Source organism: Thermomonospora sp. CIF 1 (assembly GCF_001896795.1).
GTDB classification, from domain to species: domain Bacteria; phylum Actinomycetota; class Actinomycetes; order Streptosporangiales; family Streptosporangiaceae; genus Thermomonospora; species Thermomonospora curvata.
Genome location: NZ_MOYN02000013.1, coordinates 83,005 through 98,026, shown reverse-complemented (window position 1 = coordinate 98,026; position 15,022 = coordinate 83,005). Strand labels below are relative to the sequence as shown.

Here is a 15,022-nt window from a genome sequence, read left to right as displayed (position 1 = left end):
ATGGGTGAGCTCCCCGATATTTTGCCGCGCCGGCAAAGCATTTTCCTTCCCAGGCGCCTTAGCGGGCTTCGCCCGCTGGAGATCGGCGCAGGTCACCCCAGGCCTAGCAGACCGTCCCGGAACGGCGACGCCCGCCGACGCGCCACCGGCCGGCCCAGGGCATACCGGGCGAGTCCTGCCGGTCGACGGGTGACGTTCGTCACCGCTCCGGGACGGTTTCCCTAGGCCGGGAGACGCCGGAGGAAGCGTATTCGCCCCGCCCCGGAAAACGGGGGCCGAGTCAGTCCTCGTCCTCCAGGTCGCCTTCGAGGGCGAGGTAGACGGTGCGCAGGCGGTCCAGGACGTCCGGGTCCGGGTCGGTCCACAGGCCCCGATCGACGGCCTCCAGGAGGCGTTCGGTGATGCCGCGCAGCGCCCAGGGGTTGGAGCGGGTCATGAAGGCGCGGTTCTCCTCGTCGAAGACGTACTTTTCGGCGAGGGTCTGGTACATCCAGTCGTCCACCACGCCGGCGGTGGCGTCGTAGCCGAACAGGTAGTCCACGGTGGCGGCCAGTTCGAAGGCACCCTTGTAGCCGTGGCGGCGCATCGCGGCGATCCAGCGGGGGTTGACCACGCGGGCGCGGAACACCCGGCGGGTCTCCTCGGCCAGGGTGCGGGTCTTCACCTGGTCGGGGACGGCCGAGTCGCCGATGTAGGCGGCCGGGCTGCGGCCGGTCAGGGCGCGGACCATGGCGACCATGCCGCCGTGGTACTGGAAGTAGTCGTCGGAGTCGACGATGTCGTGTTCTCGGGTGTCGGCGTTCTTGGCGGCCACCGCGATCCGCCGGAACGCCGCCTCCATGTCGGCGCGAGCCTCCCGGCCGTCCAAGCCACGGCCGTAGGCGTAACCGCCCCACACCGCGTACACCTCGGCCAGGTCGCGGTCGTCCCGCCAGTTGCGGGCGTCGATCAGCGGCAGCAGCCCCGCCCCGTAGGCGCCGGGCTTGGAGCCGAAGATGCGGGTGGTGGCGCGCCGCCAGTCGCCGTGGGCGGCCCGGTCCTCCAGGGCGTGGGCGCGCAGGTAGTTGCGGTCGGGGGGTTCTGCCAGCTCGGCCACGGTCCGGATCGCGTCGTCCAGCAGGGCGATGACGTGGGGGAAGGCGTCGCGGAAGAAACCGGAGATGCGCAGGGTGACGTCGATGCGGGGGCGGCCCAGCTCCTCCAGGGGGATCACCTCGAAGCCGGTGACGCGGCGGGAGGCGTCGTCCCACACCGGGCGGCAGCCGATCAGCGCCAGCACCTCGGCGATGTCGTCGCCCTGGGTGCGCATGGCGCTGGTGCCCCACACCGTGAGCCCGACGCCGGCCGGGTAGGCGCCGGTCTCCTCCAGGTGGCGGCGGAGCAGCGAGTCCGCCAGCGCCATCCCGACCTCCCAGGCGTTGCGGGACGGGATGGCCTTGGGGTCGACGGAGTAGAAGTTGCGGCCGGTCGGCAGGACGTTCACCAGGCCGCGGGTGGGCGAGCCGGACGGCCCGGCGGGGACGTGCCCGCCGTCCAGGGCGTGCAGCACCGCGTCCAGCTCTCCGGCGGTGGCGGCCAGGCGGGGGACGAGCTCGGTGGCGGCGAAGTGCAGCAGCTCTTCCAGCGGCCCGTCGTCCGGCGAGGGGGCCTCCCCCAGCACCTCGGCCAGGACCGTCCCGGAGGCGGCGGGGTCCCAGCCGCGGGACTCCATCCCCTCCACCAGATGGCGGGCCAGGTCCTCCAGGATGTCGACGACGTCGGAGGCGGTGTGCGGCGGTTCGGGCCACCGCTTCCAGCGGGCGGCGAGCGCATGCGGGACGGGGATCGCCCCTTCAGGCGCGGCGCCGTCCTCCTCGCCGCCCGGCGAGGCGTGCTGCCCGGGTTCTCCCGTCCCGGCCGGGGTCTTCTCGTCGTGCGGCGCGGAGTGGACGCGCACCCTCCGGCCGGGTTCGGCCAGCAGCTCTTTCTCCTCCACCCCATAGCGGCGGGCCAGCGCCGCCCGCAGGCCGGGCAGCGCCCCGGCCCGCCCGCTCCAGACCTGGGCGGCGCGCAGCACGGCCAGCACCAAATTGACGCGGGCCTCCCCTTCCGGGGCCTGGCCGAGGATGTGCAGGCCGTCGCGGATCTGCACGTCCTTGACCTCGCACAGGTAGCCGTCGACGTGCAGCAGGAAGTCGTCGAACTCCTCCTCCCCGGGCATCTCTTCTTGCTGCAGGTCGTGGTGGAGCTGCGCGGCCTTGATCAGCGTCCAGATCTGGGCGCGCACCGCCGGGAGCTTGGCCGGGTCCAGGGCCTGGACGGTGGCGTACTCGTCCAGCAGCTGCTCCAGCCGGGCCAGCTCGCCGTAGGTGTCGGCGCGGGCCATGGGCGGCACCAGGTGGTCGACGATCGTGGCGTGGCCGCGGCGTTTGGCCTGGGTGCCCTCGCCCGGGTCGTTGACGATGAACGGGTACACCAGCGGCAGGTCGCCGAGCACCGCATCGGGCGCGCACGAGGCCGACAGGCCCAGCCCCTTGCCCGGCAGCCACTCCAGCGTGCCGTGCTTGCCCAGGTGGACCACCGCGTCCGCGCCGAACGTCTCCGCCAGCCACCGGTAGGCGGCCAGGTAATGGTGGGACGGCGGCAGGTCGGGGTCGTGGTAGATCGCCACCGGGTTCTCCCCGAAACCCCGGGGCGGCTGGATCATCAGCACCACGTTGCCGAACCGCAGCGCGGCCAGCACGATGTCGGTGCCGTCCACATACAGCTCACCCGGCGGCTCGCCCCAGTGTTCACGGATGCGTTCACGCAGGTCGCCGGGGAGCCCGGCGAACCAGGCGGTGTAGGTCCGCAGCGGGACGCGGGCGGCGGCGCGCCGCAGCTGCTCTTCGGTCAGCCACTCGGTGTCGTGGCCGCCGGCGGCGATCAGCGCGTGGATGAGGGCGTCGCCACCGGCCGGGTCCCGCCAGAGGGTGTGGTCGTCGCCGAGGTCGTAGCCGGCCTCGGCCAGGCGGCGCAGCAGCCGCACCGCCGAGGCGGGGGTGTCCAGCCCGACGGCGTTGCCGACGCGGGAGTGCTTGGTCGGGTAGGACGACAGCACGATCGCCACGCGGCGCCGCTGCGGCGGGATGTGCCGCAGCCGGGCGTGCTTGACGGCGATGGCGGCCACCCGGTCGGCGCGTTCGGGGTCGGCCCGGTAGACGGGGATGCCGTCGGGGCCCTCCTCCTTGAAGGAGAACGGCACCGAGATCAGCCGTCCGTCGAATTCGGGGATGGCCACCTGCATCGCCGCGTCCATCGGCGACAGGGCGGCGTCGGAGTCCTCCCAGGCCCGGCGGGAGGTGGTCAGGCACAGCCCTTGGATCACCGGCACGTCCAGTTCGGCCAGCGCACCGGCGTCCCAGGCGTCCTCGTCGCCTCCGGCGCAGGCCGGGGAGGCGACCGACCCGCCGGCCGCCAGCACGGTGGCGATCAGCGCGTCCGCCTGCCCCAGCAGGTCCAGCAGGCCGGGCTCGGCGCCGCGCAGCGAGGCGCAGAAGACCGGCAGCGCGTTGGCGCCGTGCCGTTCGATCGCCTCGCACAGGGTGTCGATGAACGCGGTGTTGCCCGACAGTTCGTGCGCCCGGTAGAAGACCACCCCCACGGTGGGCCTGCCGTCGCGGCGGGGACGCTCGCCGTGCACCCCATAGGCGGGCATCCGGACCGGCGGGGCGAAGCCCTCGCCGGTCAGCAGCACCGCATCCGACAGGAACCGCGCCAGCTCCCGCAGGTTGGCGGCGCCGCCTTCGCGCAGGTAGTTCAGCGCCTCGGCGGCGACCCCCGCCGGGACGGTCGACAGTTCCATCAGCTCGGCGTCCGGGTCGGCCTCCCCGCCCAGCAGGACGAGCGGCAGCCCGCTCGCCCGCAGCGCCGCCACCCCCTCCGGCCAGGTCTTGCGCCCGCCCAGCAGCCGGACCACCACCGCGTCCACGCCCTCGGTGAGCGCGGGCAGCTCCGCCACGTCGATCCGGGTGGGGTTGGCGGTCACATACCCGGCCCCGGCCGCGCGGGCGGCCAGCAGGTCGGTGTCGGCCGTGGACAGCAGCAGCACGCGCATCGAACGCCTCCTTAGGGGGTTTCGCGCCCCGCATCGGATGGATCAGGCAGGCGACGGCGGCAGTCTCCTGGCTCCCGGATCCCCGGGTCTCCCCCGGCCTTCCAGCGTCACCGCCGTGGCCGCATGCGGGGGAGCCCTCCCCGGTCACAGTTGCGCGACAGCCCCGGATTCCCACCGGGTTCCTGCCCTGCCGTCGCCCGCAGTCTAGGCCGCTTTCTGCGGAGTGATCCGCCTCGGCCGTCCTTGACGCAGGTCGGCGAGGGTGCAAGCGTGAAAGTGACGGAGGGGGGACCGTCATGATCGAGGTCAAGCACATCGACAAGCCGGATGAGCGGCGCGACTTTCCCAACGGTCACCTGGAGGTGTTCACCATGACCGGGCTGACCGTGGGACGGGCCACGTTCGAGCCCGGGTGGCGCTGGTCGGAGTCGCTGCGGCCCATCGCCGGCACCGAGCTGTGCCAGTTCCACCACAACGGCTACATCGCCCAGGGCCGGCTGCGCATCCGCATGGAGGACGGCAGTGAGGCCGAGGTCGGTCCCGGCGACATGTTCGTGGCCACGCCCGGTCACGACGCATGGGTCGTCGGGGACGAGCCCTGCATCGCCTACGACTTCTCCAGCGGCATGGACGAGTACGCCAAGGCCAAGGACTGACAGGCGTGATCTGGTGAAGGGCCGGTGAGATCACCGGCCCTTCACCGTTGCGGTCCGGTGGGCGCCCGGCGCTGTGGCCGCAGGCGTGCACGTACGAACGGTGGGCCGGGCGCCGCGCCCCTTGCTTCCGGGTGCCCCGCCGGGCCGTTGAAAAAGGACCGGCGTCTTAGGCGAGGATCTGCCAGGAGCCGCCGCGCCGCACCAGCAGGTCCCTGGTCAGCAGCAGGTGGGGACGCTGGGGGGCGGCCAGGCCGCGGGGCGGGGCGCCGGCGGCCTCCTGCGGCGTCAGGTGCCGCTCATCGGTCCAGATCTGGTCGACCACCCAGCGCAGCTTGTCGATGCCGTCGACATGGCCGGTGCCGGTGGCCACGAACACGTCCCGGGCGGGCAGCGCCACCACCAGGTCGCCCTCGACGTCCTGGGCGAGCTTGTCGACGAACCCCTCATCGAGGATCAGGCCGGCCTCCAGGTCGCCGCCGGCCGTCACCGAGACCGCCCGCACGTCCGGGTACCAGTTGAACCGCACATCCGGGCGGAGCACGCGCAGATTGGCCACGGCCAGCTCACGCAGCTCCGCCGGCGCCACCCCCAGTTCGGCGCAGTGCCGCGCCGCCAGCTGCCGCAGCAGGCGGGACCCGGCGCCGCCGGCCGCCTCCGCGGGAGGGTCGATCGCGTAACCGACCAGCAGGTTCCCCACGAACGGCTCCACCACCGGAAGCTCGCTGTCGGGCAGCGGGAACTCCAGCTGCATCGCCACGGGCACCCGCGCCCGCATCACCGGGACGACCCGGGCGAGCGGTCCGGGCTGCGGCGGGGCGACGGCGCTGTGCCGGGACTGCATCATGCACGTTCCTCCTGCGGCTTTGCTCAGAGTGGCTCACCCTACCGGCATCGGGCCGGTCCGGCGCGCAACCGGTCACGGGAGCGGGCCCGCACCACCGGGGGGCACCACCGGCAGGTCCGGCGGGGCGCCCCGTTCGATCAGCCGCCACAGCGCGGCGGTGTCCAGGTGCCGTTCCACCAGGTCGCCGAGCGCGTCCAGACGGGCCTCGCGCAGCGCGCCGAAGGATACGCCGGGAGCGGGGGTGAAGTCCCGCCCGGCCGCCTCGGCGACGCGCCGCAGGAACTCCCGGCGGAAGCCGTCGCTTTCCAGCGCGCCGTGCCAGGTGGTGCCCCACACCGCGCCGACCCGGCAGCCGTCCAGGAACGGCTCGGCCGGCCCGGTCACGGTGGCGGCGCCGTGATGGATCTCATAGGCCCGCACGGGGTGGCCGTAGGCGGTGCCGACGGGCCGGCGGAGCGTCTTGTGCCGGGCGAACTCCACGCGGACCGGCAGCAGCCCCAGCCCGGGGACGCTTCCGGCGCCGGACTCCACCTCGTCGACGATCTCCTCCGCCAGCATCTGGTAGCCGCCGCAGATGCCCAGCACGGGGCGTCCCCGCCGGGCGCGAGCGGCGATCTGGTCGGCCAGGCCGCGTTCACGCAGCCAGGCCAGGTCGGCGACGGTGGCGCGGGAGCCGGGCAGCACCACCAGGTCGGCGTCGGCCAGCTCGCCGGGGGCGGTGGCGTACCGCACCGTCACGCCGGGTTCGCAGGCCAGCGCGTCCACGTCGGTGAAGTTGGAGATCCGCGGCAGCCGGACGACCGCCACGCGCAGCGTCTCGGCCCCGTGCGGCGGCCCGGCCGCGGCGGGCGGGCCGTCCAGGCCCAGGCTGTCTTCGACGTCCAGGCGCAGGCCGTCCAGCCAGGGCAGCACACCGTAGACGGGGCGGCCGGTCAGGTCGCGCAGCATGCGCAGCCCCGGCTCCAGCAGCTCCGGTGCGCCGCGGAACTTGTTGATGACGAACCCGGCGATGAGGGCCTGGTCGGCCGGTTCCAGCAGGCCCACCGTGCCGTAGAGGGCGGCGAACACCCCGCCGCGGTCGATGTCGCCCACCACCAGCACCGGCAGCCCGGCGGCCCGCGCCAGCCCCATGTTGGCGATGTCCCCGGCCCGCAGGTTGATCTCCGCCGGGCTGCCGGCCCCCTCGCAGATCACCACGTCGTACTCGGCGCGCAGGTGCGCCAGGCTCTCCAGCGCCGCCCGCCGCAGCCGGTCCCGGTGGGCGCCGTACCCCAGGGCGTCCACCTCCGCCACCGGGCGGCCCAGCAGCACCACCTGGCTGCGGCGGTCGCCGCCGGGCTTGAGCAGGATGGGGTTCATGTGCGCGGTCGGCTCGATCCGCGCCGCCTGCGCCTGCATCGCCTGGGCCCGGCCGATCTCGGCGCCGTCGGCGGTGACCATCGAGTTCAGCGACATGTTCTGGGCCTTGAAGGGGGCGACCTTCACGCCCTGCCGCACCAGCCACCGGCACAGCCCGGCGGTCAGCACGCTCTTGCCGGCATCGGAGGTCGTCCCGGCGACCAGCAGCGCCCCGCTCACCGGACGGCGCTCCGTCCTCGTACCGCCTGCCGCAGGCCCGCCCAGGCCGCCGCGCCCGCCGCGCAGCAGACGGCGGCGGCCCAGCCGACGGCGGCCGACAGGCGGACGGCGCGGGGAATGTCGGCGATCTCCGGTGGCGGGCCGTCCCCCAGGTGGGGGCGCCGCTCGACCCGGCCGCCGTAGACGTTGGCGCCGCCGAGCCGCACGCCCAGCGCCCCGGCGAACGCCGCCTCGCAGCGGCCGGCGTTGGGGCTGGGGTGGGCGGCGCCGTCCCGCCGCAGCACCGCCCGGCTGCGCCGGCCGCTCCCGCCCGCCACGGGGGCGCAGGCCGCGGTGAGCAGGGCGGTCAGCCGGGCGGGCACCCAGTTGGCCGCATCGTCCAGCCGGGCGGACGCCCATCCGAAGCGGCCGTAGCGTTCGTTGCGGTGGCCCACCATCGCGTCCAGCGTGTTGACCGCCCGGTAGGCCAGCAGCCCCGGAACGCCCGCCACCGCGCCCCACACCAGCGGGGCGACCACGGCGTCGCCGGTGTTCTCGGCGACGGACTCGACCGTGGCCCGCGCCAGCTCCCGGACGTCCAGGTGCCGGGGGTCGCGGCCGCACAGGTGGGGCAGCCGGGCACGGGCGGCCGCCAGATCCCCGGCCCGCAGCGCCGCGGCCATGGCCCGGCCCTCCCGGCCCAGCGATGTCCCGCCGAGCACCGTCCAGGTCGCCACGGCGGTCAGCGCCACGCGGGCGGTGCGGCCCGGCGCCAGCCGCTGCGCCAGCGCGCCGACCGCCGCGGCCCCGGCGACCAGGGTTCCGGCGTAGACGGCGCCGCGTCTTTTGGAGTCGGCGTGGATGCGCCGCTCCAGCGCCGCCGCCGCCTGCCCGAACATCGCCACCGGGTGGGCCCGCCGCGGGTCGCCCAGCGCCGCGTCCAGCGCCATCCCGGCCAGCAGTCCCAGCGCCCGTTCCACCGCCCGGTCAGTCATGCGGGGCGTCCAGCGCGTCACGGCCTTGTTCCACAGCCACGGTCAACAAAGATAGGGCCCGCCCGGATCCACCCAGCGCCGGATCTCCATGGCTTCACGCCCTCCGGTCCCCCTAAACTGTGGGACGCACCCGGCCATCAGCGCCGGATCCGCGCTCAGCCAAGGGTTCGCGACCATTCATCGCCGACGCCCACCGGCCGGGCGGGAGTGTGCGAGCGCCCGTAGCTCAGCTGGATAGAGCACCGGACTTCTAATCCGACGGTCGCAGGTTCGAATCCTGCCGGGCGCGCCGCAGGTCAGGGGGCGCATCGCGGGCTCGGCGGGGCTGCCTCGAAAGACACCCGTGCAGCGAGAGCAGGCCGCACGGCCGCATGTCCTGTTTCTGTTTCAACGGCCGGGCCGGCGTCAGAGCGGCATCGCGTCGGCCGTCCCGCGGTTCTTCCAGAAGGGATCGCCGGTGGCCGCCGGGCGGATACGTCGCAGTGCCTTTGAAGCGACTTTCAGGTCGGCGCCTTCGGCGCTCGAGAGCGAACCTTTTTCACCACGCGGTCCAAGGCACCGGGGACGAGAGCCCCGGTGGTCTCCGCCGCCGCGATGTCGCAGCATCGTCCCCGTCCCGGCCTGCGGAGACGGCGTGTTGAAAAGGTTCGGCGTGCCGTTCCCGGCCTCCCTGCGGACGCGTCCCAGCGGTCCGGGCGAACGCGCCGGGTCCTCCGTCCGTTCCAAGGAGGCGATTCCTCCCCGGCGGCGGCCCCGGGAGTCGGCGAATACGGGCCGCCGTCCCGGTCTACTCTCGCCTGCCCATTCTCAGGGCCAGCCGCGCGGCCGGGGTGTAGTCGATCCGGTAGCCGTCACGCTGCAACTTGGCGGCGACCAGGTTCCAGTGCAGCAAGCACAGATGCGAGCCGTCCTCGGTCACCACCACGGCGGCGATGTACCGCCCGTCGTGCTGCCAGCCCTCACACCCCCGGCCTTGCGGAGCGACATCGACCCGATAGCCCATCCGGGAGTCGCCGGTACCGGTCACCGCGGCCTCCAGGCGTCGTTGGGACGGTGGCCCACCTCACGGCGGGAGTCGGCTTCACGCGCCTTGGCCGGCGGATCAGCCGGAGCGCGGCCTTCGACCGGCCCGGACCACGGGCGGGGCGGCAGGGACACACCCCACCGGCGGCGGCTGTAATGCCCATGCCGGATCGGCCGCTGTTCACCGGTCCGGCGCCGCAGGTCGCCCGGCGCCGCCGAGCCGGGCACGTCGACGGCGATGGGCTCGGCGATATCGGCCAGAGGCCTGAGCAAGGGTACGTTCATGCCAACCACGACCTTCGACCGGGCCGCGCCCCGACGCGCGCTGCGTTCACCGCTACTATCCCATTTTCTGTAGCTGAATAGTGACGGTGAGTATGAAATAGCGGCAGTGCTGCGTAGAGTGCACCCGTCAGATAGACGAGGCGAGCATCTCGGCGATCTACCGGGCGCGGTCATCGGGCCGCCGCCGGCTTCGGCAGGCGGGACGGCCTCGTGCACGGCGCTCACGCTGCGGTCGGCCGCCACCGCACCAGTTCCGGTTCGGCCGCCTGCAGCGCCTCGTGCGGCACGGGCGCGTGCACGTCGGCCAGGATCGAGTTCGCCTTCTCGCGCCCTGCCCCTTCGGTCACCCGGGCCGTGATCCGCACGTCCCGCATCAGGGGACGTGCTGAAAAGGCTCACCGCTTGGGAGCGGTGCCGCCGGACCCGTGTGAAGGGCCCGGCTCCGGGTCGGAGGCCAAAGGCAGCAGTGTTCGGCTCTTTCCCGGACGGGGGTAGGCGCGTGCCGCGTCGGCCAGTTGACCGGCGAGCCGCTGCTGGCGTTCCCAGTGCCCGTACAGGGCCCCGCGGCCGGTCAGTTCGCCGATGGCGCGCAGGGTCTCCGGGTCGACGCGCCCCGGTGTGGCCTCCCGCCAGGGTGTGCCCGGCAGCGGCATGAACGTGTGCGCGTGGATCCGCGCCCCCAGGTCGGCCAGCTCCCTGGCCAGGGCGAGGGACGCCGCCGCGTCGTCGGGCGTCTCCTCGGGCATGCCGAAGATCATGTCCACGTTGATGCGGAAGCCCTCTTGCACGCCGATCCGCACGGCATCGCGCACCTCCTGGACGCCGTGTCCTCTCTTGGCGGCCTCCAGCACCCTGGCCGAACCGGACTGGGCGCCGATGATCAGGTTGTCGTTGGCGCAGTACCGCTTGATCAGCCGCAGCGCCCGGACGCTGACGTGCTCGGGACGCACCTCGCTGGGGAAGCTCCCGAAGAACACCCGGCCCTGCTTGCCCACGACCGACTTGCAGGCGGCCAGCAGCTCTTCCACGGCCTCCAGGTTGACGTTCTCGTCCCCGCTTCCATAGGAGAGGGAGGTCGGGGTGATGAAACGGACATCGCGGCGGCCGTGGGCGACCATCTGCTCGACATGCCTTTTGACGTTCTCGACGCTGCGATGCCGGAACTTCGCCGAGAACATGAACGGCGTCTGGCAGAAGCGGCAGGCATACACGCAGCCCCGCGTGATCTCGATGGGGTTGAAACGCCGCCAGCGGACCGAGAAGGCCGGGTATGCGTCCAGTTCCCGGCGTTCGGCCCGGCCGGTGCGGACCAGGCCGCCCGCCTCGTCGCGGTAGACGAGACCGGGTATCCCGGCCGGCTCGCCGCCGGCGGCCACCAGCCGCAGGAAGGTGGTCTCCCCCTCTCCGACGGCGGCGATGTCCCAGCCGGCGTCCAGGACCTGCACCGGCTCGGCGGTGGCGTGCACCCCGCCGGCTATGTGGGTGACGGCCGGATCGTCGATCTCGGCCCGGATCCGCTGCAGTTCCGCCGCCATCTCCAGGGCGTCCGGCGAGTAGAAGGACCACAGCACCAGCACCCGGTGAGCGGTGGGCAGCGCCTTTTTGATCTCCTCCACCACCGCGGCGGCGCTCGTGGCGAAGCGGACCTCGTAGGAGACGTCCGCCGACAGCGTCTCCAGGGCGCCGAGAAGAACGTGATGGCCGTAGGAGACAGCCTTGCGGTAGCGGATGATGATCGATATGTCACGCAAAGTGAGATCTCCTGCCCGCCCTCGCCCCGGCGCGATGCCGGCTTCCCTCCGCCAAAGGCTAGCAATCACCGCGATGGGCATCGGAGCGTCCGCGGCCGGCGCGGGGAACACGTCCGCGGCAGGTCCTGAAAACCATGGCCACAGGACGGGCATGGGCTTGTTTCATGAGCATTTTCCAGCGTACGGCGCCAGGCTCCGGGAAGAGAGCACAGGGGTGTCCAGCCCGGCATCCTCCCAGCTCACCACGCCGCTTCCAGCAGCCATATACCGCCACGATCCCAGGAAAGGGCGTACCGAAAAATCCTGCTGCGGTGCCGGGCTTACCGTTCTCGAAAGAATATTCCTGCCTTGTTTCCTCTGATCGCTCAGCACACCCTGTTGCACACAAAATCAGCGAATCACCCGGCCACCCAAAGCTCTGCTCTGCGGTGTACGAGGTGACCGCGGCGGCCGACGGCGTGCCGCATACGGCTTCTCGATGGTGATTCGGTGACATGCGGCGGCCTCGAAAAGGATGACCGGTGATCGAGGCCGGGCTGAAAGCGCGTGTCCGCGATCCCGAAGTGCCGCGGGCGCGCACAGACGAAAAGCCGGGCATCGGCGGGGACGGTCCGGCCACCAAGCAGTACAACCGGAGCCGCCCTGCGCGCCCGGTTCCGATCAGCCCGGCCACCAAAAGGACACCGCGGACCGTGTCTCCTCCTGCCGGGCCGCTCCGCCTGTCTGGTGGATGACGCTCCGGTGGCCCCGGACGCCGAAGGCGGGACCCGGCGGCATCCGAGGTCACGGCACCGTCCCCGGTTCTGAGGCTCCTTGAAAAAGTTCATTGAGGGCATCAACGCCCTGGTGATGGGGCATCCCCCGGCGGAGTGTTTTCTTCGGGACGGTCCGGTCAGGCGGCCGGGTGGAAGACGACGCGGACGCAGCCGTCCTTGCGGTGTTTGAACAGCTCGTAGCCGCGCGGTGCGCGTTTCAAAGGCATCCGGTGGGTGGCCAGGTGGCGGGTGTCGAGTTCGCCCCTGGCGATGCGTTGCAAGAGCATCGGGATGTAGCGCTGGCCGTGCGTTCGGGCGGCGCGCAAGGTCAGACCCTTGTTCATCAGGGCGCCCAGGGGGAACTTGTCCGTGGTGCCGGTGAAGAAGCCCAGCACGAAAACCGATCCGCCCTTGCGGCAGGCGTAGACGGCCTCACGGACCGCCGAAGAGCGGTCGCTTCGCCGCCGCAGGCGGCGTTCGATCCCGTCGTAGAAGCGTTCCAGGCCGGAGGCTTGGGCCTGCATGCCGGCCGCTTCGATGCACACGTCCGGCCCTCGCCCGCCGGTGCGCTCGCGCAGCTCGGCGCACACGTCGGTGGCGGTGTAGTCGATGGTCTCCGCGCCGGCGTGCTCGGCGGCCATGGCCAGCCGCTCGGGGTGGCGGTCGATGGCGATCACCCGGTCGGCGCCCAGCAGCGCCGCCGCGCACGCCGCCATCTGGCCGACCGCACCGCAGCCCCACACCGCCACCACATCGCCGGGTTTGACGCCGCCCAGGTGGGCGCCCATCCACCCGGTGGGCGCCGAGTCGGAGACGAACAGGGCGCTGATGTCGTCCACCTCGTCCGGGACGGGAAAGGCGCCGTAGTCGGCGAACGGCACCCGGACGTACTCGGCGTGGGCGCCGCGGAAGCCGCCCATGGCGCGGGAGTGGCCGTAGGCGGCGCCGGGCTCATACCCCCAGATCGCCCGGCCGAGATCGGGGTCGGGGTTGCCGTTGTCGCACAGCGACCACTGGTCGTCGGCGCAGTACCAGCAGCGTCCGCAGCCGATGACCGAGCACACCACCACCCGGTCGCCCACCTTGTGGCGGCGCACCGCCGGGCCGGTCTCGACGACCTCGCCGACGAACTCGTGGCCGAGGACCTCGCCACGGCGCATGGCCGGGACGTGGCCGTCGATCAGGTGCAGGTCCGAGCCGCAGGCGGTGGTGGCGGTGACCTTGACGATCATGTCCTGGTCGTTGCGGATCCGCGGCTCGGGGACGTCTCGGACCGCCAGCCGGCCGGCGCCCTCCCAGCACAGCGCCTTCACCGCCGCCCCTCCCCCGCGGCATGCGCGGTCACCGTCTCCGGTCGAACCGGACGGGCGGCGGCCGGCTCGTCCGGGAGCAGTACCTCCCCCGTCTCGGCCAGGGCCTTGGCCTCCCGCAGCGCCGTGCGCACCGCCTGCCGTGCCTCCTGCGGCCCTCCGGCCGCGGAGAGCCCGTTGCGGGGACGGGCGGCCACCTCCGCGCCCCGGCCGCCGGGCGCCGTCTGGATCCGCAGCTCGATGCTGTTGCGCAACCTGGCCAGCGGCTCGGGAAGGTGCTTCGACAGCAGCTCGGGCGGACGGTTGACGGTGACCGTCAGCCACCGTCCCGCGTCGTCTCCGCAGGGCGCCCGCCCGGTGGCGCGGGCCTTCATCCGCCGGGCGACGCCCACCGCAAGACCCGCGGCCAGGGCGGCGAAGGCGACCGTAGGCTTCATGTCTTCTCCTCGTCGGCGACCGCCACAGTTGTCCCCGCCATGCCGCCGCGAAACCTTGCGGACGGGGTGGGTGCCGTCAGGCTTGCGGGCTTTTCTTGTGGCGGTGGGTGCTGCGGTGACGTGCGGAGGTGTGGCGGCCGGTGGGGAGGGAGGGGCGGCCGGCGACGATGTTGGCGATGCTGTCGAAGACCTCCTGGGCGGGGCGGTGCAGGCGGCGTTCGCGGATGCGGGAGCGGCGGTCCTTGCGGGAGCCGGGCGGGTAGCGGTAGCGGGCCCACGGGGAGCCGGGGCGGGCCAGGCGGATGGCGCCGACCAGGGCCAAGGCGGTGATGAACAGGCCGAGCAGGCCGGTCCAGATCTTGCCCTTGAGGAGGGTGATGACCGCCAGGGTCAGGTTGAACAGGACCAGCAGGACGACCTGCCAGAGGGCGTAGGGGTTTCCGTCGCCGTCGACGGCGTCGTCCACGCCCAGCGGGTGCAGGCCCAGCAGGACCAGGCCGCACAGGGCGATGGCGATGAAGACGACCTCGACCGACAGGCGGCCCTGTTCGCTCCAGTAGACGTCCTTCAGCAGCAGCACGAGCGCGAATTCGTCCAGGACCAGCGCCATGCCCACGCCGAACAGTGACGCTGCGATCGCCGCCCATACCGAGTCGGTGTCGATGACGGTCAGGCCGCCGACGCCGCCGACGCACATGAGCACCAGTCCGAAGACCACATGGTGGATGTGGTGGCCGCCGGGGGTGATGTTGCCGGGCCACCAGCGCACCTGGCGGCGGATCATCCGGACGCTGCAGCGGATGAACAGGAAACCGCAGATGAACGCCACGAAAAAACACAGCAGGCGAAGCCGTCCGGTGTCGATGATCTCCCGCGTGAACCACTGGTCCATGCCGGGCTCCTTCCCCGGCCCGGTCAAGGCAGGGCAAGCCCGGCCCAAGGATGCCCCCGTACGGGGGCGTCTCGGCGGGTGCGGCCTGGTCGCAGGGGTCCGGCGGGCTCGTCTCAGCGCACAAGAAGCCAAAGACCCGCCCGGGAGCGTGTCCTGGACGGGTCCTCGACGGTGACGCCGGTGTGCGGGTCGCCTCTCGGCGAAAGGCACAACACGGCTCCAGCCAGACGGGCGAACCGCCGCGGTATTCCGTGAAGGCAATAGGTGAGGCCCGGGGACACCAGGCACACCGGCGACAAGAAGTAGAACTTACACCACTGCGGGATTGTTCCCGTCCCGTGAAAGCCGGTGCGTCGGCCCGGCGGGCCGCCTGTCTGTGCGTCCCGGCAGGTCCTGCGGGTGATGCCGGATGAGACGGCGGTTGTGGGCGTGTCGTCCCGGT

The 15,022-nt window shown here is 72.7% G+C and carries 11 protein-coding genes, 1 tRNA gene and 1 riboswitch; of the genes, 2 read left to right on the top strand and 10 right to left on the bottom strand.

What is annotated here, in order from left to right; all coding sequences use genetic code 11:
* Positions 1–280 precede the first annotated feature (280 nt).
* Positions 281–4,075, bottom strand: coding sequence for a cobaltochelatase subunit CobN (cobN, locus tag BUE48_RS06405; protein WP_286989307.1), 3,795 nt, complete (start codon positions 4,073–4,075; stop codon positions 281–283).
* Between the two features lie 38 nt (positions 4,076–4,113).
* A riboswitch (cobalamin riboswitch) is annotated at positions 4,114–4,285 on the bottom strand.
* Between the two features lie 86 nt (positions 4,286–4,371).
* On the opposite strand from cobN, the gene BUE48_RS06400 reads away from it, so the two are divergent.
* On the top strand, positions 4,372–4,731 hold the full coding sequence (locus BUE48_RS06400; protein ID WP_286989306.1) for a cupin domain-containing protein: 360 nt from the start codon (positions 4,372–4,374) through the stop codon (positions 4,729–4,731).
* 166 nt (positions 4,732–4,897) lie between these two features.
* Here BUE48_RS06400 and BUE48_RS06395 read toward each other — a convergent pair whose 3' ends face one another.
* The 3 genes from BUE48_RS06395 to BUE48_RS06385 all read right to left on the bottom strand — a co-directional run bounded on the left by BUE48_RS06395 (position 4,898) and on the right by BUE48_RS06385 (position 8,127).
* The gene (locus BUE48_RS06395; RefSeq protein WP_286989304.1) at positions 4,898–5,575 is read right to left on the bottom strand and encodes a DUF1444 family protein; all 678 of its coding nucleotides are present in this window, start codon (positions 5,573–5,575) and stop codon (positions 4,898–4,900) included.
* Between the two features lie 72 nt (positions 5,576–5,647).
* Positions 5,648–7,153 (bottom strand): cobyric acid synthase, encoded by a 1,506-nt coding sequence (locus tag BUE48_RS06390; RefSeq protein ID WP_012851655.1) that lies wholly within the window; start codon positions 7,151–7,153, stop codon positions 5,648–5,650.
* Positions 7,150–8,127: a cobalamin biosynthesis protein gene (locus BUE48_RS06385; protein WP_286989303.1), complete on the bottom strand. Its 978-nt coding sequence runs from the start codon at positions 8,125–8,127 to the stop codon at positions 7,150–7,152. Before BUE48_RS06385 ends, BUE48_RS06390 begins: the two co-directional genes overlap by 4 nt.
* A gap of 215 nt (positions 8,128–8,342) precedes the next feature.
* Here BUE48_RS06385 and BUE48_RS06380 point away from each other — a divergent pair.
* Positions 8,343–8,416, top strand: a tRNA-Arg gene (locus BUE48_RS06380).
* Between the two features lie 498 nt (positions 8,417–8,914).
* Here the strand turns inward: BUE48_RS06380 and BUE48_RS06375 are convergent.
* The 6 genes from BUE48_RS06375 to BUE48_RS06350 all read right to left on the bottom strand — a co-directional run bounded on the left by BUE48_RS06375 (position 8,915) and on the right by BUE48_RS06350 (position 14,580).
* The gene (locus BUE48_RS06375) at positions 8,915–9,154 is read right to left on the bottom strand and encodes a hypothetical protein (protein ID WP_286989301.1); all 240 of its coding nucleotides are present in this window, start codon (positions 9,152–9,154) and stop codon (positions 8,915–8,917) included.
* A 502-nt stretch (positions 9,155–9,656) separates the two neighbouring features.
* Positions 9,657–9,800 (bottom strand): hypothetical protein, encoded by a 144-nt coding sequence (locus BUE48_RS06370; protein ID WP_286989299.1) that lies wholly within the window; start codon positions 9,798–9,800, stop codon positions 9,657–9,659.
* A 30-nt stretch (positions 9,801–9,830) separates the two neighbouring features.
* Positions 9,831–11,186 carry a TIGR04013 family B12-binding domain/radical SAM domain-containing protein gene (locus tag BUE48_RS06365; protein ID WP_286989298.1) on the bottom strand — a complete coding sequence of 452 codons (1,356 nt, stop codon included), beginning with the start codon at positions 11,184–11,186 and terminating at the stop codon, positions 9,831–9,833.
* 892 nt (positions 11,187–12,078) lie between these two features.
* Entirely contained in the window at positions 12,079–13,254 is a 1,176-nt protein-coding gene (locus BUE48_RS06360) for a zinc-dependent alcohol dehydrogenase (protein ID WP_041441079.1), read from the bottom strand.
* Entirely contained in the window at positions 13,251–13,688 is a 438-nt protein-coding gene (locus BUE48_RS06355) for a hypothetical protein (protein ID WP_286989295.1), read from the bottom strand. The genes BUE48_RS06360 and BUE48_RS06355 overlap by 4 nt, the downstream gene beginning before the upstream one ends.
* A gap of 76 nt (positions 13,689–13,764) precedes the next feature.
* Complete coding sequence (locus tag BUE48_RS06350; RefSeq protein ID WP_012851646.1) at positions 13,765–14,580, bottom strand: membrane protein; 816 nt, start codon at positions 14,578–14,580, stop codon at positions 13,765–13,767.
* Positions 14,581–15,022: the final 442 nt, after the last annotated feature.